Source organism: Flagellimonas okinawensis (assembly GCF_029194005.1).
Lineage (GTDB): Bacteria > Bacteroidota > Bacteroidia > Flavobacteriales > Flavobacteriaceae > Flagellimonas > Flagellimonas okinawensis.
Map to the genome: position 1 here is coordinate 867,389 of NZ_JARFVA010000001.1, position 17,520 is coordinate 884,908.

Consider the following 17,520-nt stretch of genomic DNA (forward strand, 5'->3'; position numbering starts at 1 on the left):
CAATGGTCAATTACTATTGTTAATTGATTATTGAACATTGATAACTGACAACATGAAGATATACACTAAAACCGGGGATAAGGGTACCACATCATTATTTACGGGCACCCGTGTTCCCAAGCACCACGCCCGTATTGAAAGTTATGGCACCATAGATGAGCTCAATTCGCACCTAGGTCTTTTACGAGATCAAGACATGGATGAGCATTCCAAAAACACGCTGGCCCTGATTCAGGAAAAGCTTTTTACCGTTGGTTCCATTTTGGCCACAGAGCCAAAAAAGGACAATCGACTCAAAATTCCGCGTATAAGTCCAGATGACATTCAATTTTTGGAACTTGAAATGGATAAAATGAACGAGGAGCTTCCAGAAATGACACATTTTATTTTACCTGGAGGACATACCACCGTGTCATACTGTCATATCGCCAGAACCGTTTGTCGTCGTGGAGAACGCATGATATCCTATTTGCACGAAAACGAACCCGTGCCCGATGCTGTGTTATCCTATATTAACCGACTATCCGATTATTTATTTGTTTTGGCCCGAAAGTTATCCAAGGACTTAAAAGCCGATGAAGTAAAATGGATCCCAGAGAAGTTAGACTGATAAAATCTCTTTTTTAGCCCAAAAGTTTTGTCAACAATAAAATAATTTTTAAATAATGGTGTTTTTACTTGACAAATTGGGTTTAAAAATTATTTTTGCAAAAAATTTAAAATCAAACCGTTACTATGTACTGGACTTTAGAACTAGCTTCATATTTAAGTGATGCGCCTTGGCCAGCAACCAAAGACGAACTGATAGATTACGCCATTCGAACAGGAGCGCCGTTGGAAGTTGTAGAAAATTTACAATCGATGGAAGAAGAAGGTGGCGAAATATACGAGTCAATAGAAGAAATTTGGCCGGACTATCCTACCGAGGAGGACTACCTCTGGAACGAGGACGAATATTAGATCCGAAAAACACAAACCACGTTAAAAAGTCTCATTTGAGGCTTTTTTTTATGTAATTTTGACAGCCTAGCGAAAGAATTCCATCGTAATCCCATCAATGGAACAGCTTTTGACAATCAAAAGAAAAAACATTTCATGAGTTTTATTAATTCCGTACTAAAGGTATTTGTAGGAGATAAATCGGAGAAGGATGTAAAATCATTACAACCTTTGGTGAAAGAAATTAAATCCTTTGAGCAAGAACTTGAAGGGTTGTCACTTGATGAACTAAGACAAAAAACCATCACATTCAAGGCCAAAATAGCCGAAGATTGTAAAGAGGTAAACGATAAAATAGCCGAACTTCAGGCCGAAGTGGAAAACTCCAGCGACATAGATCGTAACGAGGAAATCTACTCCGAAATAGACAAACTCAACGAAGAAGCATATAAAATCTCCGAGAAAACTTTGGAGGACATTCTTCCCGAAGCCTTTGCAGTGGTAAAGGAAACGGCTAAGCGTTTCGCCGCTAACGAGACCCTTACCGTAACAGCAAGCGAATTCGACAGAATGCTTTCCGGTGATAGGGACTACGTTACTTTGGAAGGAGATAAGGCAGTTTGGCAAAACTCATGGGATGCTGCCGGTAAAGAAGTGACCTGGGACATGGTACATTACGATGTACAGCTTATAGGAGGTATAGCCTTGCACCAAGGTAAAATTGCAGAGATGCAGACCGGTGAAGGTAAAACCTTGGTAGCGACCCTCCCACTCTACTTAAATGCACTGGCAGGAAAAGGCGCACACTTGGTAACGGTGAACGATTATCTGGCCAAAAGGGATAGCGCTTGGATGGCTCCTTTATTTGAGTTCCACGGCCTATCCGTGGACTGTATAGACAAGCACAGACCCAACTCCGATGGAAGAAGGGCTGCTTATAATGCGGATATCACTTACGGAACCAACAATGAATTTGGTTTTGATTACCTCCGCGACAACATGGCGCACACTCCAGATGATTTGGTGCAACGCCCACATCACTACGCTATAGTGGATGAGGTGGATTCGGTATTGATCGATGATGCTCGGACACCTTTGATCATTTCCGGTCCCGTCCCAGAAGGTGACCGCCATGAGTTCAACGAGCTTAAACCTCAGGTAGCGAATATTGTACAACAACAACGCCAGCACTTGACAGGGGTTTTGGCAGAGGCCAAAAAAATGATCAAGGAAGGAAACACCAAAGAAGGTGGCTTCCTATTGCTAAGGGTTCACCGTGGATTGCCCAAAAACAAGGCACTCATCAAATTCTTGAGTGAAGAAGGCGTAAAACAGTTGCTTCAGAAAACGGAGAACTTCTACATGCAGGACAATAATAGGGAAATGCCAAAAGTGGATGAGGACCTATTATTCGTTATCGACGAGAAAAACAACCAAATAGAACTTACCGATAAGGGAGTTGAATATATTTCCACGGATCAGGACAAAGAGTTTTTTGTAATGCCCGACATTGGTAGCGAGATTGCCAAAATCGAGAACCAAGGACTGGAAATTGAAAAAGAAGCGGAGCTCAAAGAAGAACTTTTTAAGGATTTTGCCGTAAAAAGTGAGCGCATCCATACCATGACCCAGTTGTTGAAAGCCTACACCCTATTCGAAAAAGATGTGGAGTATGTGGTGATGAACAACAAAGTAATGATCGTGGACGAGCAGACCGGTCGTATTATGGACGGACGCCGTTACTCGGATGGTCTCCACCAAGCTATCGAAGCAAAGGAGAACGTAAAAATCGAGGCAATGACCCAGACTTTTGCGACCATTACGCTTCAAAATTATTTTAGAATGTACAACAAGTTGTCCGGAATGACCGGTACAGCTGTTACCGAAGCAGGGGAATTCTGGGAAATTTATGAGTTGGATGTGATGGAAATTCCAACTAACAGACCCATTGCCCGTGACGATAGACACGATTTGATCTATAAGACCAAACGTGAAAAATATAACGCGATTATAGAAGAGGTTACAAAACTGTCTCAAGCAGGACGACCTGTATTGATCGGTACTACTTCTGTAGAAATATCAGAATTGCTGTCCAAATTGTTGAGCGTTCGTAAAGTGCCCCACAACGTATTGAACGCAAAACTCCATAAAAAGGAGGCCGATATTGTGGCCGAAGCTGGTAAAGGCGGGGTGGTAACCATCGCAACCAATATGGCCGGTAGGGGTACGGATATTAAATTGTCACCGGAAGTCAAAGAAGCTGGCGGTTTGGCGATTATCGGTACGGAACGCCATGATTCCAGACGTGTGGACAGACAGTTGAGAGGTCGTTCTGGACGTCAAGGAGACCCAGGTAGTTCACAATTCTACGTTTCCTTGGAAGACAATTTGATGCGTTTGTTCGGATCGGACCGTGTGGCCAAAATGATGGACCGTATGGGCTTGGAAGATGGCGAAGTGATACAACACTCCATGATGACCAAATCCATAGAACGTGCTCAGAAAAAAGTTGAGGAGAACAACTTTGGTATACGAAAGCGTTTGTTGGAGTATGATGATGTTATGAACGCACAACGTGAGGTCATTTACAAAAGAAGACGACACGCATTGGAAGGTGAGCGACTTAAGGTGGATATCGCCAATATGATCTACGACACCTGTGAGGCCGTTGCCGAGACCAATAAAATGGCGGATGATTACAAGAACTTTGAGTTCGAATTGATCAAGTTCTTCTCCATCACCTCTCCAATAAGCGAGGAAGAGTTCAAGAAAATGAGCTTCCAAGAAATCGCGAACAAGATTTACGATGAGGCCTACAAGTATTACAAACAAAAAATGGAGCGCAGTGCCACTGTGGCATTCCAAGTAATCAAAAAGGTATACGAAGATGAGTCCAACAAATTTGAACGCATCGTAGTTCCATTTACCGATGGCATCAAAACCTTGAACGTAGTCACCAACTTGGAGAGAGCCTATAACACAGATGGTAAGCAGTTGATCACAGATTTTGAGAAAAACATTACCCTGGCCATTATAGATGACTCTTGGAAAACGCACTTGCGCAAAATGGACGAATTGAAACAGTCCGTACAATTGGCGGTCCACGAACAAAAAGACCCATTATTGATCTATAAGTTCGAAGCATTCGAGCTTTTTAAGGAAATGATGGACAAAGTGAACAAAGAAGTGATTTCCTTCCTATTTAAAGGGGAACTACCTTCTGAGAACACCAATCAGATACAAGAAGCAAGAACCGTTCGTAAACCAAAGGAAAACCTTAAGACTACAAAAGAGGAAATTCCGAACAGTGACGAACTTGCCGCACAAAACAGAGCTGCGGGACAAACCCAGGGACAAAGACCACAGGTAACCGAAACCATAGTGCGGGAAAAGCCAAAAATTGGTAGAAACGAAAGGGTCACCATTAAAAATGTGATGTCCGGGGAAAGCAAAACCGTAAAGTTTAAGCAAGCAGAACCCCTTATAGATAAAGGCGAGTGGGTTTTGGTGAACGACTAAAGTCCCGTTTATAATACCAACAAAGTGGCAGTTATTAAAGCTGCCACTTTTTTTATATCAAAAACATAGTTAGATTTACATCCTAAAACACCCCATTAAGCTACTCTGCCACACGATTTTCAACTTTATATCGTGGTAGAGCACATTCACGCGCAGCATATGAAAATTCCTGATAAGGATACATATAGATTACAAGACAAGATTGATTTGATACTAAAGGTTAATTATAATTCATCCTTTTTTGCTGCCATTTTTGGTTTGGTCTGTTTTTTCCTTTTAGATATAAGGGGGATTATCACCTATACCTTTTTGGGGTATGCTTTCATCAACTTATTGAATACGTTGTTGTACCAAAAACACAAAAATTTGGTGCTCACCTATAATTTGACTTCGATATTATCCATGATCGGGGCCATCATTATTACCATATATAGTGGAGGAATCGAAAGTCCATTCATTTTTGTACTGGCCATTATCGTATTTGCAGGATATGTAACTACCAAGGTTTTTGGTCAATTGTACCTAATAATCAACTTGGCGGTCCTTACCCTCTTGTTTTTATATGACACCGGTGACTTTAGAATATCGGAAAATATGGTTCCAGCAGCATCAAGAAGTTGGTTTGCCTATTTAAGTGCGGTTTTCGCCGTGTATTTGCTAGGAGGTGTTTTTGGTAAAAACCTTTTAAGGGCCCATCACAGGCTTTATAAATCCAGAAATGAGATCCAGGAACGCATCGAGGAAAAAGAAACGTTGCTCAAGGAGGTGCACCACAGGGTCAAGAACAATCTCCAGACTGTTTCCAGTCTGTTGAGCTTGCAATCCCGAGCCATAGACGATACCAAAATCAGCAATATCATTAAGAGTAGTCAAAATCGTGTTGTATCCATGGCCATGGTACACGAGATGCTCTACAAACGCGATGACTATCTTTCCAAAATTGAATTGGAGCCCTATGTTCGTGAACTATGCGATTATTTGGTAAGATCGGTAAAGGGAAGCAATCGAAATGTAAAGGTTGATTTGGATATAGCCGATTATAAACTTAGTATCGATACCGTAATCCCTTTGGGGCTTATAATTAACGAAACCATCACCAACGCATTGAAATACGGCATTACAGAAGGGCATGATGGAGAAGTTCATGTATCCATTCAAAAAATGGATGGTAACCGCTATAAAATGTACTTGGGTGACAATGGTATAGGATATTCTGAGGAAATCAACCCGAAAACTTCAAATTCTCTCGGGTTAAAGCTTATTTACAATCTTGCTCGTCAATTGAGAGGTTCTATAAGCAGGGACTATTCCAAAAAAGGAACACACTATTGTATCGAATTCGAAGAGGTCATAGAAGAGTTCAATTCGGTGGATTCCTAAAAAGAAAAAGGTCGGATGTACCGACCTCTTCATACTTATTCCAATATAAACTTAAACTTCTACAGTTTTCTTTCCCTGAACGAGAAAGCTATACTTGCCAGAACAAAGGCAATACTTAAGGACAACACAAAAGGCACCAGAATATCCAACATCATAATTAAGCCAATTTTGCTCTGTTCTTCTTAGTTTTAAAAGAAAGTTCTTTTTTAATTCTAGAATTCTTGAACTTGTACAATCTAGCTGTCTTTCTATCTTTTCTGATAGTATTGTCGATTTCAACTTTCAATTCCACTCCAGCTGCAAGAGTGTCAACTTTGGCTTCTTTTGAAATGTCTTGAGCAAAGGCCATAGTTCCGAAAAAAGTTACTGCGATGATGGTGAAAATTGTCTTCATTTGTTCTGATTGTTTTACGATGTAAAATTACTTTCGCTCACAAGCACAACTCGATTTCTGTCGCTCAACGACCCTTTTCTTTCGGTGAATAATTTTTTTTCGGATGAAGTGAATTTTATCGTCGATGAACGTTTTTGAGGTCAAAAACACTATACCGAACGCAAATGCATTTCATCGATAATCTCTCTTATGTAACTTTTGTAACATACTGTATTTCAATAACTTATTTGTAGGAAAAGGACTATATTTTTGTAAGTATATATAGGAATAAACTCTATATTTCCTACATTTTTTGATTCATCCAATTTTTGTAAATGGATTATCGAAAAACGTTGGATTAACATTTTTTAACGAGCATCCTAGTAATTCTTGGTATCTTATTGCAACTAAATAAGAAACTAAAAAAATCAGCATGAGAACTCCATTTTTAATTCTTCTCTTTTTGGCATCGGTAAGTTGTCAGCCAAAGAACAAATCAGAACAAAAAGAAGTAGCCCAAAAGGAAACTTCCGAAACCCAAATTCAAACAAAATTGAGCAACGAGCAATTGCAACAATTCGAAACGGCCTATTTTGCCAGTGGGTGTTTTTGGTGCGTGGAAGCCATTTTTGAAAGTGTAAAAGGAGTAAAAGAAGTGTATTCGGGATATTCTGGTGGCTCTGAAGAAAATCCTACCTACGAAGAAGTTTCTTATGGTAGAACACACCATGCAGAAGCTGTGGAGGTGTACTACGACCCCAAAGTAATATCTTTTGAAAAGTTGGTGAAAGTGTTCTTTGGTTCTCACGATCCCACAACACTTAACCGACAAGGACCGGACCGAGGAGCGCAATATCGCTCTATTGCCTTTTACAAAAACGAGGAAGAGCGTAAAATTATTCAGGATTATATCGACCTACTGGAAAACGAGAATGTATATGGCAATCGTTCCATTGTAACCGAGGTAACACCTTTCGAGAAATTCTACATGGCAGAGGAATACCATCAGGATTACGAGAGGAGAAACCCGGACAACAGTTACATTCAAAATGTATCCATTCCTAGATTAAATCGTTTTAAAAAGAATTTTAAATCCTACTTGAAGGAAGAAGTTCACTAAAGCAATATAAAAGAGAATCGGCCAGGGAAGAAACAAGTGGCCCAATAGGATAGTAGGTGGTTCTTTTTGGGACTTTAAAAAAGATTAGTTCTCTAGAACCACCTCGCTGTATTTGGAGTTGATCTTAATGGATTTACCATCATTCTTGCTAATATTATAACCTGTATACGAATTGCCTCCCTTTTTTTTACTGGGCACCAATTTTAAGGCCTTTGGATATTTAAATTCAGATGTGGTTTCGTTTACCGATATTACAAATGAAGTTTCTGGCAATTTACAGCTGAGTTCGGCATTTTCCATAGAAATATCGATAGTGCTGAAACTACTGGATACCTCATCAATACTTAGGGCTCCAAAATTATTGCTCACCAAGGCCTTATTGGCCACCTTCCCTATTTTTACATTGGATGATATCGAATTTAATTTTAACTCCTTCACCTCTTTTAAGTTGACCTTATCGGAATAATCCGTACTCAAGGTTCCGTAGTTCCAGTTTTGAACCACAACCGGGGAATATGACGCCCTGATATCCGTATTGGCCCCATCGATGGTAGAGGCAAGCAAGCTTGCGTAGGACAAGCTTGCATTGATGTTTTTGGCATTTTCGGCCAATTTTACCTCGCCGTGGCGTACATTCATGTTCACTTTAATGTACTTGGGCATTTTGATGATTATTCGTTTTTTGACTTTGTACTCTTTATGCTTGCCATCGGAAGAGAAATAGAATACGTTCGGGTTTCCATGTATGGTCCTTGCCTCTTGTCGCAACTGTTTTCTCAACTCCGCCTGTTCTTTTCTAATTTCCGTTTGCTGGGCACGAATCTCCTCTCGTTGCTCTCTAACTCGCTCTTGGATCTCCTTGCGCATTTCTTCACGCTCTTCCCTTAGCTGTTCCCTTTCTTCCCTCATCTCTTCTCTTCTGGCTTCGCGTTCCTCTGCCATCTTTTCCATTTCTTCTCCCCATTTTTCAAAACGCTCTTTGTACTCCTCATCAAAGGTTTTTCGGAATTTTTCGTTCCATTCCTTCATGTATTTTTCTCCATCCTTTTTATAGGCATCATAATCAAAATTTATCGGGGGCATTGGAGGCAATGGTGGCATAGAGGGCATTACAGCTATTTCAGGAATTACAATTTCTGGAAATTCCTGAATTTCCACATTAGCGATAATTTCTGCCACAGAGGGCATTTCTGGGATGTCAATGTTCTCAGCTCTATAATCAAAAGCATAGGGCGATGCGGCACCCCTGGTACTCACCTCTATTTCTTTACTATTGCCCATGATTTTCACCAAATCCCTATCGAAATAAGAATCTGCCTCTTCCTGTTCCACACCCTCAAGTTCGATTACAGCCGTGATTTCAACCTGGTCCTTGTTCCACGTTTCAAATTCTATATCGGCATAACTGGTGGTAATGTTAAGTTCCGTGTCTTTGTTGACATTGAACGTTTCCTTATAGGTTTTAGACTTTTCCTGCGCTTGACCGGTAAACCCGACCAAGGCAAGAAGCAGTCCGCTAAACAATATTTGATGATTCCTGTTCATTTTTTGATGATTTTAATTGATTCAACTTTGATTTTAACTTTTGCAACAACTGCAACCGTAACTGTAGATTATTGATTAAGGCACTAATGGTTTGATCATTGGGGCCCAATTCGTTCAACTCTTGGTTCAACCTTAGATATTCTTTATTGAGTTCCGCCAATCTGTCCATATAACTATCCACAAGTTCCTTGTTCCCTGGGTCATCGGCCAATTCGGATAATTGCAGGTTGATATTGGTGGTGTAATAGGTTTCGATTTTTTTGAGGTCGGGCGACAAATCTCCCAATGAGATGCCCTGTACACCATTATCTGTATGATCCCTATCCACAACAGTTACTTTTTCATCCGGGTCCACTGTTCCCCCATTACTGTTAAAATAATAGAAGGACAACCCAACAGCTACGATAACGGAGGCTGCAATCTGCATCCAAAGGGAAATTACCTTTCGCTTGGGCGGGTCTTTGGGCAACTCTTCTTCCAACTTGGCGAAAAATCGGTCCTCATGCCCTTTCTTCATTTCAAAGCGCTTCTCCTCTCTTTCCTTTTCAAACAATTTTCTAAGATCACGTGCCATAAGCCAAATCTTTTAATTTCTCTTTTAATTGTGCCTTTCCTCTTAGCAATCGGGTCCGGGATGCTGTTTCCGTGATGCCTAAAATTCCAGCTATCTCTGAATGATCGTAACCTTCCACTAAAAACAATTGCACAACATATCTATATTTTTGAGGCAGTTCCTCGATGGCTTCCTTCACTTGCTCCATGGAGATTCCTTCTTCCACGGACCAATCATCCTCCTCTGCCACCTGCATGTAACTCTCATTGAGTTCCACAGTTCGTTGGTGTTTCGATTTTAAAAAATCGATACTGCCGTTCACCACAATTCTTTTTAACCAAGCTCCGAACGTGACATCTCCCTTAAACTGCTCGATCCGCTGAAAAGCCTTTATAAAGGAATCTTGCAACACATCTTCCGCATCATCGGCGTTTTTAAGAAAGCGCATGGCCACACAAAACATACCATCGCAATACTGACGGTACAGTTTCATTTGTGCCTGGCGATCGTTCGCTTTGCACTTCTCTACTAGCTCTATATGGAGCACACTTGGTTCTATGTCTGGTTTTTTAGTTGTTCTGTATTAAGGACGAAGCAAAAAATGCAACGTTGCAAATTAGTATGTTTTTGACGCATTTTTAACAAAAAAAGCCCCGCTGATCACTACAACGGGGCTCATAATTAAAAAGTTATGTGACTTATTCGTCCATCAACAAATTTAAGTGCACAGTAATATTATCACGTGTGGCCTTGCTATAAGGGCACATTTCGTGCGCTTCATTGATAATGGTTTCGCCCATTTCCTTATCTACGGTCGGTAAATAAGTATCCAAGGTCACTTCCAAGAAAAAACCTTCCTCCTCCTTGTTCAAAGCTACAATGGCGGTAACATTAAAATCTCCAAGGTCATCAATATCGTGGCTTTTGGCAACAGCTTCTACCGCACCAGCATAACAAGTGGAGTATGCCGCGGCAAAAAGTTCTTCAGGATTTGTTGATTTTGGGTCTGGCTTTCCTTTGGAATTAGGCATGGAAATAGGGAAATCCAACACACCATCCTCGCTCTTCACATGTCCAGCTCTTCCTCCCGTATTAGTGGCCTGGGCCTCAAAAATAGTCTTCATCTTTTAAATGTTTATAGGTTCGTATCAATCAATGTCTACGCGACTATTGATTATTTATTGAATAAGGTACCAATTTGTAATTGGAAGTTTGCTTAAACAGATATTAAATTTTTGTGAAATGGATATTTATCAAAGAAGAATGGTAATAAGTCACAAGTTCCACTTTGCACGCAAAATCTTTATAAATTCGTATAAACTGATGAAAAGGACTTTTGACAGACAATAACCACAAACCTTCGGATACCATTTCTAAAATTAAGGCCCTCAGAAAACAAGAGCTTTCTGCAGATGCTTTGGCACAAGGTATTTTTGATGGCAACAAAGCCATGCTGGCCAAGGCCATTACCTTATTGGAAAGCACCAAACCAGCCCATTTTGAAAAAGCCAACGCTATTATTGAAAAATGTCTGTCCCGACCAACAGATAGCATACGTTTGGGAATTACTGGAGTACCTGGTGTTGGCAAGAGTTCGTTTATAGAAACCTTGGGCAAAACATTAACGGACCAAGGCAACAAAGTAGCCGTTTTGGCCGTAGACCCGACGAGTTCCTTGAGCAAGGGAAGTATTTTAGGGGACAAAACCCGAATGGAAACCCTGGCCAAAGACCCTAATGCCTTTATCCGCCCCTCACCTTCGGGCACCTCCTTGGGTGGTGTGGCCCAAAAAACAAGGGAAAGCATCATTCTTTGTGAAGCGGCGGGATATAATGTGATTTTGGTTGAAACCGTTGGTGTTGGCCAAAGTGAAATTGCCGTGCACAGTATGGTGGATTTTTTCCTGCTGCTCAAATTATCGGGAGCCGGCGACGAGCTCCAGGGCATAAAAAGAGGGATTATGGAAATGGCTGATGCCATAGCTATCAATAAAGCGGATGGCAGTAATTTGGAACATGCCAAACTAGCAGTGACCGAATTTTCTAGGGCACTGCATCTTTATCCGCCCAAAGTCAATGGCTGGACACCCAAAGTGATGAAATGCTCGGCAATGGAAAAAACGGGGATTCAAGAAATTTGGGAAATGGTACAGCAATTTGTGAAGCACAACAAGGAAAACGGCTTTTTTGAAAAAAACCGACAACGGCAGAACAAAAACTGGTTCCTTCAGACCGTGGACGAATACATCAAACAATTTTTCCATCAAAAAGAGACCTTTAAAGCAGAACAGGCCAAGTTATTGACAGAGATTGAGGAACTTAAAATCTCTCCATTCTACGCCGCGAAAATCCTATTGGATAAGATTACCAAGGAACTTTAAATAAAAGCAATAAATTTGCACAGATTTTATACTGAATGAGCACCGTCACCGATTCCCTTTTATCCATAGTGGTTCCTTTGTACAACGAGGAGGACAATGTGGTTCTTTTGACCGAAAAAATCAACGAAAGCCTTGAAGGGTACAACTATCAAATTGTGTATGTGGATGATTTTTCCACCGATAAAACCCGCATCAAGGTCAAGGAAATGGACGACAAGAGAGTCCATCTGATTGAGTTGAAAAAGAACTACGGCCAAAGTTTGGCACTTGCCGCGGGAATTGATTATGCCGAAGGTGAATACATTATCACCATGGATGGCGACCTTCAAAACGACCCTTCCGATATTCCAAATATGTTGGAGTACGCTATTACAGAGGAGTACGACGTAGTGACTGGTATCCGTCAGAAAAGGAAAGATTCCCTGGCCAAAAAAATACCATCGAAAATCGCCAACTTTCTGGTGCGCCGAGTTACCAAATTGGATATTAAAGATAATGGCTGTGCGCTCAAGGTTTTCACCAAGGATATTGCAAAAAGTCTCAATTTGTACGGTGAAATGCACCGTTTTATTACACTTTTGGCCCATTTGGAAGGTGCTCAGATAAAGCAAGTCCCTGTAAAGCACCATGCAAGACACGCCGGGGTTTCCAAATATGGTTTGGAGCGTGTTTTTAAAGTTGTGGCCGATATGATGCTGCTACTTTTCATTAGAAAATACTTCCAACGTCCTATTCACCTGTTTGGGATTTTTGGGGTGCTACTAGTAATCTTGGGAATCTTGATCAATGTGTATTTGCTGATCGTAAAACTTGGATTCGGACAAGATATCGGGACCCGACCCTTACTAATCTTTGGTATGATGTTCATTGTTGGCGGAATCCAATTATTTACCATCGGGATTGTAATGGAACTCTTGATCCGTACCTACTACGAATCGCAACAGAAAAGACCGTATCGCATCAAAAAAATAAGCATAGGTGACGGAAAAGCTGCGTAAAAAGCTCATCACTGCCCTAAAAATCATTATTAGTGCGGTACTGATCTACTTTATTTTCACCAAAATAGAGCTGAAGGATGTACTCCAAACCCTTAAAAAGAGTGATCCTTTATATTTATTCTTCGCACTGCTGTTTTTTGTGGTATCCAAAGTCATTGCAGCCATAAGGACCAACTTGTATTTTCATCAAATTGGCGCCAAGGTTTCCCAGTTGAGCAATTTGAAATTATACTTATTGGGTATGTTCTACAATCTCTTTTTACCTGGCGGTATTGGTGGTGATGCTTACAAAGGCTATGTCATTCAAAAAGAATATCAACCGGGCACCAAAAAAGTAGTATCCAGTTTATTGCTGGACCGACTTAGTGGCATGTTGTTGCTTTTTGTTTACGCTTGTATGCTTGCGGTGTTGTCCAAAAATGAGTTTTTCCAAAGTTTTTACTGGTTGATTATAGCGGCCATTCCTCTGAGCGTCGTAGTATTTTGGTTTGTAAACAAGATGTTTTTTGCCACTACCCTTCCTGTATTTTGGAAATCTGTCGGGTTTTCCGCTCTGGTTCAATTGACACAGTTGGTCTGCGTGATTTTTATTTTGAAATCTTTGTCCGTTGATTTGGACACCATTGAATACCTTTTTGTGTTCTTGGTATCTTCCATTGTTTCCGTAATTCCATTAACCATTGGGGGAATTGGAAGTCGAGAGGTTACATTTCTATACGGAGCAAAATGGCTGGGACTGGATGAGAGCACTTCCATCGGCATCAGCTTCACCTTCTTTTTGATTACTGCGCTCACCTCCCTTTTTGGCGTGATTTACCACTTTAAAAAGCCAAAGCTGGAATCCGTGGATTAATTCAAATGCACCAAGTGCATTTTATTCAATTTTTCTTTGCGCGTATCGGGATTCAAAAACTTGACCTGTAATCTGGTAATACGAAATTGGTCCACAGTAATTTGATTGTCCCAAGCAATTCCGTTTTTTTCCAATTGTTCCAATTCTTTATCGGTAGCATATACCCAAACATCCTTCATGTTCTTCAAATCGGAAGTGGAAACAATGTTCACAGGGTTTTGATTATAGAAATCCAATGCCCATGTGTGTCTTTCGTTTATTTTATAAATGTCATCCACAGGAATATTGTTCTCCTTTACCTGTTGTGCCATATTTGAACCTCCCTGGTATTCGAGCAATTTTGGATAAAAATGGGCATTCATATAACCATTCAATAAAACAGAGCTTAAAATGGCAACGGTAACGATCTTGGCATATACAGTTTCCCTTTTTTGAACAAAATAAACCACCATCCCTAGTGCCAACAACAAGAATACATAGCCGTACCAATGTTCCAATTGGAAAACGGAAAAGCTTATCAATAAAGTGAAGATTACCACCAATCCCAATATAAAATATTGGATTCCCAGAATCACTTTGGCCATCTTCAATTTTTCCTGCTGATGTAAAACATACAGAAACCCTGCAGATAGAATGGCGTATAGTGGCATCAAAATGTTCATGTAGTGCGGCAATTTAAATTGCGCAAAACTGATGAGCAGAAACAAAATTGAAATCCCACCTACAGTCAAAAATTCCATATTGGACTTGTAAGAGAACTTGGTTTCCCAAAAGGCTTTTACCTTCGTCCAATAGCCAATCAATGCAAGGACGGTCCATGGTAGGAACACCCATAAAAAGGTATGAAAGAAAAAGAAAAAGTCACTACTGTTCTTCCCAACGCCTTCGCCACTCATCCGCTCAAAGCTCTGTTCCCAAAAAATAAAGAAGATGCCACTGCGGTTATCCTTACCGCGAATCACTTTCTCAGGGTGCAAATCAAATTGATGGTAGTAAGCATACAACATCGGTGTAATGGACAAACCAAAAACAAGTAGAGCTACCAATAACTTCCAATTGAGTAATCGTTTCCACTTTCGAGTATAGGCCAAATGGCAGAGTATCGAAATTCCAATGACCACGAGGGCAATCTGCCCCTTGGTGGAAAAGGCCATTCCTGCTCCAAAAGCACCCAAAGCAATGTTTTTTAAGGTTCCTTTTTCAATATAAGTGGCCAAATGCCAAATAGAGAATATTGTAAATCCAGTCAAAACAGCATCGGTACGGACATCGATATTGGCCAAAACCATGGTTTGCGCCGTCATAAAAATCAATGAAGCAAAACGACCTACATCCTTATTGTAGAGCAATTTCCCGAGACCGTAGCAACTGTATGCGCCCAACAAAGTAGACAAAATACCGGGAATGCGATACGCCCAATCATGAATACCAAATATTTTATAAGAAAGTGCGGCCAACCAGTAATGCATGTGAGGTTTGTCCAGGTACTCTTCGGGGCCTTTAAAAAGGCTTAGAAAATCATTCTCCTGAACCATTCGCATGGCCATAACCGCAAACTGGGCCGAATCGTTCTCGAACAGGGTGGCAAACATTCCTATAATGTATACCAACACAATCAGCGCAATGTAAAACCAATATCTGGTGACCGAGATCATACCCCTGTTTTTTGGAAAGCAAATATAGCCAACTTGGCCCATAACCAACCGAAAAGCGTACCCACCAAGGCCCCTGTTAGCACATCCAACGGATAATGCACCCCAATATAAATTCGGCTATAGGCCACAATGCAGGCCGAAAGCAGCAATATCCAAGCAATATATTTCACTTTGTTCCTGAATATCACCGTAAAGAAAATGGCGGGACCAAAAGAGTTAGCTGCATGGGCAGAAAAATACCCGTATTGACCTCCACAATAGCTTTTTACCAAGCGCATCACACTACTAACTTCAGGTTCGTGACAGGGTCGCAAACGGCCGATTCCATATTTAAAAAAGTTGGACAGCTGATCGGTACAGGTAATCAACAATGCGATGGAAACCAAAATTATTCCAGTTCCCTTCCAGCCAAAAGTTCGATAAGATAAATAAAGCAATAAAAGATAAAGTGGTGCCGAGTTTCTGGTCGTTGTCATGAACATCCAAAAACCGTCCCAAGTTTCGGTTCCCAAACCGTTGAGGAACAAAAACAGCTCTTTATCGTATTGTAATAGCTGCTCCAGCATTATTGGTCGTATCTGGAAACTTCTCGATCGTAAAAAGCAGTAGCGGCCTCAATTAGGCTTTCCGCTTCTTCCATAAGGTCTTCTTCATCTTGTTTGGAGAATTCTTCCATCCACTCCACTTCATCATTTTCCAGATTGATGATGAATCGTGGGTATTCGGTATGGACGATAAAAATTGCCTCGGGATGATCTGTATTGTCGGCCAATAAAAATTTAGGTAGTTCCATGTGTTCTTATTTTGATTCCAATCTTGGGAATCCTCTAATTTGTTATCAATTTCTTGGTCAAAAAGTTAAATCGAAGATACAACATTACGGCCGATGCGGTAAGCCCCGACAACAATCCGATCCAAATTCCCGTGCTTTCTAAATTGGTGTGCAATCCCAAATAATAACTGATCGGGAAACCAATCAACCAATACGCAATAAAAGTGATGAACGTAGGTATCTTCACATCTTGCAAACCGCGTAAGGCTCCCAAAACCACTACTTGTAATCCATCAGAAATTTGGAAAAACGCCGCCACAAGCAACAATTTGGCCGCAATAATGATTACTTCTGTATTATCGGCCTGATTGGCAATATCATCCACATCCAAATAAATGGTGGGGAACCAATGTCTTCCCAAAAGGAATATGGCAGCAAAGGCTATTTCCAAAATCAGGGTCAAGAAAAATATGGATTCCGCAATACGCTTCAACTCCTTATGATTCCGGAGACCTTTTTGGTTTCCGACACGGACCATAGCCGCTACGCTAAGTCCCATACCCACCATAAAGGTCATGCTGCTCAAATTCAAGGCAATTTGGTTTGCTGCTTGCGCGTTTTTTCCCAATACACCGCTTAACCAAATGGCCGCGGTAAAAATGGCTACTTCAAAAAACATCTGTAATGCCGACGGAAATCCCAAACTGATGATTTTGTTCATCACCCTTTTTTCAATCTTTCCAAAATTGAAATGGGTCACAAAAAATTCAAATTTCTTTTTGCGCTTGAGCAAATACCAAATAAAGGCCACCATGATCACCCGAGAAGCCAAGGTACCAACTGCCGCACCCACAATTCCAAGTTTTGGAAACCCGAAAGAACCAAAAATGAACAAGTAATTCAGGGTGATGTTCACCACGTTCGCCAAGATGGTGGCGTACATAGGATATTTGGTCTGGGAAAGCCCTTCAGAAAACTGTTTAAAAGCTTGAAAAATAATCAAAGGCACCAACGAAAAAGCCACCAAATCCAAATAGGGCAAAGCTAGCTCCACTACCTCAGGAGGTTGTTTCATGTAGTGAATCAGGGGCTTGGATACCTGAATGAGACCAAAAAGTGACAAACCTAAAATAGTACAGAGTACCAACCCATGCTTTAAGGCACTTTTTCCAGCGGCCTGGTCCTTTGCGCCATCTGCTTCGGCCACCAAAGGTGTAATAGCAGTGGAAAAACCTATTCCAAGGGACATTGCTATGAACACAAAACTATTTCCCAAAGAAACAGCTGCCAACTCGGCCGTACCCAATTGGCCCACCATAATGTTATCTGCAAAGGCCACAAAAGTATGCCCCAACATTCCCAAAATAACGGGATAGGATAGCTTTAGGTTATAGGCAAACTCTTTGGTGTAGTTCTGAAACACAATGGATACT

17 protein-coding genes are annotated in these 17,520 nt (G+C 40.9%); 8 read left to right on the top strand and 9 right to left on the bottom strand.

Going from position 1 to position 17,520, the window contains the following annotated elements; all coding sequences use genetic code 11:
- Positions 1 to 52: 52 nt before the first annotated feature.
- The 4 genes from PY091_RS04110 (at position 53) to PY091_RS04125 (ending at position 5,838) form a co-directional block, all read left to right on the top strand.
- Positions 53 to 610 (top strand): cob(I)yrinic acid a,c-diamide adenosyltransferase, encoded by a 558-nt coding sequence (locus tag PY091_RS04110; protein ID WP_275648433.1) that lies wholly within the window; start codon positions 53 to 55, stop codon positions 608 to 610.
- Positions 611 to 735: 125 nt separating this feature from the next.
- Positions 736 to 960, top strand: coding sequence for a DUF2795 domain-containing protein (locus PY091_RS04115; protein ID WP_013551418.1), 225 nt, complete (start codon positions 736 to 738; stop codon positions 958 to 960).
- A 135-nt stretch (positions 961 to 1,095) separates the two neighbouring features.
- Entirely contained in the window at positions 1,096 to 4,458 is a 3,363-nt protein-coding gene (gene secA, locus PY091_RS04120; RefSeq protein ID WP_275648434.1) for a preprotein translocase subunit SecA, read from the top strand.
- 132 nt (positions 4,459 to 4,590) lie between these two features.
- Positions 4,591 to 5,838, top strand: a complete 1,248-nt coding sequence (locus PY091_RS04125) for a sensor histidine kinase (RefSeq protein WP_275648435.1) — start codon at positions 4,591 to 4,593, stop codon at positions 5,836 to 5,838.
- Positions 5,839 to 5,995: 157 nt separating this feature from the next.
- Here the strand turns inward: PY091_RS04125 and PY091_RS04130 are convergent, their stop codons facing one another.
- Positions 5,996 to 6,232, bottom strand: a complete 237-nt coding sequence (locus PY091_RS04130) for a hypothetical protein (RefSeq protein WP_275648436.1) — start codon at positions 6,230 to 6,232, stop codon at positions 5,996 to 5,998.
- A gap of 412 nt (positions 6,233 to 6,644) precedes the next feature.
- Here PY091_RS04130 and msrA point away from each other — a divergent pair, with 412 nt between their 5' ends.
- Positions 6,645 to 7,331 carry a peptide-methionine (S)-S-oxide reductase MsrA gene (msrA, locus tag PY091_RS04135; protein ID WP_275648437.1) on the top strand — a complete coding sequence of 229 codons (687 nt, stop codon included), beginning with the start codon at positions 6,645 to 6,647 and terminating at the stop codon, positions 7,329 to 7,331.
- Positions 7,332 to 7,415: 84 nt separating this feature from the next.
- Here the strand turns inward: msrA and PY091_RS04140 are convergent, their stop codons facing one another.
- The 4 genes from PY091_RS04140 to PY091_RS04155 all read right to left on the bottom strand — a co-directional run bounded on the left by PY091_RS04140 (position 7,416) and on the right by PY091_RS04155 (position 10,553).
- Positions 7,416 to 8,876: a hypothetical protein gene (locus PY091_RS04140; RefSeq protein WP_275648438.1), complete on the bottom strand. Its 1,461-nt coding sequence runs from the start codon at positions 8,874 to 8,876 to the stop codon at positions 7,416 to 7,418.
- Positions 8,848 to 9,450, bottom strand: coding sequence for a hypothetical protein (locus PY091_RS04145; protein ID WP_275648439.1), 603 nt, complete (start codon positions 9,448 to 9,450; stop codon positions 8,848 to 8,850). The genes PY091_RS04140 and PY091_RS04145 overlap by 29 nt, the downstream gene beginning before the upstream one ends.
- The gene (locus tag PY091_RS04150) at positions 9,440 to 9,976 is read right to left on the bottom strand and encodes an RNA polymerase sigma factor (protein WP_275648440.1); all 537 of its coding nucleotides are present in this window, start codon (positions 9,974 to 9,976) and stop codon (positions 9,440 to 9,442) included. Before PY091_RS04150 ends, PY091_RS04145 begins: the two co-directional genes overlap by 11 nt.
- Before the next feature lie 151 nt (positions 9,977 to 10,127).
- Positions 10,128 to 10,553: an Ohr family peroxiredoxin gene (locus PY091_RS04155; RefSeq protein WP_275648441.1), complete on the bottom strand. Its 426-nt coding sequence runs from the start codon at positions 10,551 to 10,553 to the stop codon at positions 10,128 to 10,130.
- Between the two features lie 212 nt (positions 10,554 to 10,765).
- Here PY091_RS04155 and meaB point away from each other — a divergent pair, with 212 nt between their 5' ends.
- Genes meaB through PY091_RS04170 form a run of 3 tightly spaced genes read left to right on the top strand, consistent with a single transcriptional unit; the run spans position 10,766 to position 13,660 of the window.
- On the top strand, positions 10,766 to 11,809 hold the full coding sequence (gene meaB, locus PY091_RS04160) for a methylmalonyl Co-A mutase-associated GTPase MeaB (protein ID WP_275648442.1): 1,044 nt from the start codon (positions 10,766 to 10,768) through the stop codon (positions 11,807 to 11,809).
- 35 nt (positions 11,810 to 11,844) lie between these two features.
- Complete coding sequence (locus tag PY091_RS04165) at positions 11,845 to 12,807, top strand: glycosyltransferase family 2 protein (RefSeq protein ID WP_275648443.1); 963 nt, start codon at positions 11,845 to 11,847, stop codon at positions 12,805 to 12,807.
- Entirely contained in the window at positions 12,788 to 13,660 is an 873-nt protein-coding gene (locus tag PY091_RS04170) for a lysylphosphatidylglycerol synthase transmembrane domain-containing protein (protein ID WP_275648444.1), read from the top strand. Before PY091_RS04165 ends, PY091_RS04170 begins: the two co-directional genes overlap by 20 nt.
- On the opposite strand, the gene PY091_RS04175 is transcribed toward PY091_RS04170, so the two are convergent.
- The 4 genes from PY091_RS04175 to PY091_RS04190 are packed head-to-tail and all read right to left on the bottom strand — an operon-like array spanning position 13,657 to position 17,510.
- Entirely contained in the window at positions 13,657 to 15,315 is a 1,659-nt protein-coding gene (locus PY091_RS04175; protein ID WP_275648445.1) for an ArnT family glycosyltransferase, read from the bottom strand. The genes PY091_RS04170 and PY091_RS04175 overlap by 4 nt on opposite strands.
- Positions 15,312 to 15,881, bottom strand: coding sequence for a phosphatase PAP2 family protein (locus PY091_RS04180; RefSeq protein ID WP_275648446.1), 570 nt, complete (start codon positions 15,879 to 15,881; stop codon positions 15,312 to 15,314). The genes PY091_RS04175 and PY091_RS04180 overlap by 4 nt, the downstream gene beginning before the upstream one ends.
- Entirely contained in the window at positions 15,881 to 16,108 is a 228-nt protein-coding gene (locus PY091_RS04185) for a hypothetical protein (RefSeq protein ID WP_275648447.1), read from the bottom strand. Before PY091_RS04185 ends, PY091_RS04180 begins: the two co-directional genes overlap by 1 nt.
- A gap of 34 nt (positions 16,109 to 16,142) precedes the next feature.
- Complete coding sequence (locus PY091_RS04190; protein WP_275648448.1) at positions 16,143 to 17,510, bottom strand: MATE family efflux transporter; 1,368 nt, start codon at positions 17,508 to 17,510, stop codon at positions 16,143 to 16,145.
- Positions 17,511 to 17,520 lie beyond the last annotated feature (10 nt).

Coding starts and splice junctions, on each gene's coding strand:
- PY091_RS04110 (WP_275648433.1), top strand. CDS start 53: ATGAAGATATACACTAAAACCGGGGATAAGGGTACCACATCATTATTT.
- PY091_RS04115 (WP_013551418.1), top strand. CDS start 736: ATGTACTGGACTTTAGAACTAGCTTCATATTTAAGTGATGCGCCTTGG.
- secA (WP_275648434.1), top strand. CDS start 1,096: ATGAGTTTTATTAATTCCGTACTAAAGGTATTTGTAGGAGATAAATCG.
- PY091_RS04130 (WP_275648436.1), bottom strand. CDS start 6,232: ATGAAGACAATTTTCACCATCATCGCAGTAACTTTTTTCGGAACTATG.
- msrA (WP_275648437.1), top strand. CDS start 6,645: ATGAGAACTCCATTTTTAATTCTTCTCTTTTTGGCATCGGTAAGTTGT.
- PY091_RS04140 (WP_275648438.1), bottom strand. CDS start 8,876: ATGAACAGGAATCATCAAATATTGTTTAGCGGACTGCTTCTTGCCTTG.
- PY091_RS04145 (WP_275648439.1), bottom strand. CDS start 9,450: ATGGCACGTGATCTTAGAAAATTGTTTGAAAAGGAAAGAGAGGAGAAG.
- PY091_RS04155 (WP_275648441.1), bottom strand. CDS start 10,553: ATGAAGACTATTTTTGAGGCCCAGGCCACTAATACGGGAGGAAGAGCT.
- PY091_RS04165 (WP_275648443.1), top strand. CDS start 11,845: ATGAGCACCGTCACCGATTCCCTTTTATCCATAGTGGTTCCTTTGTAC.
- PY091_RS04175 (WP_275648445.1), bottom strand. CDS start 15,315: ATGATCTCGGTCACCAGATATTGGTTTTACATTGCGCTGATTGTGTTG.
- PY091_RS04180 (WP_275648446.1), bottom strand. CDS start 15,881: ATGCTGGAGCAGCTATTACAATACGATAAAGAGCTGTTTTTGTTCCTC.
- PY091_RS04185 (WP_275648447.1), bottom strand. CDS start 16,108: ATGGAACTACCTAAATTTTTATTGGCCGACAATACAGATCATCCCGAG.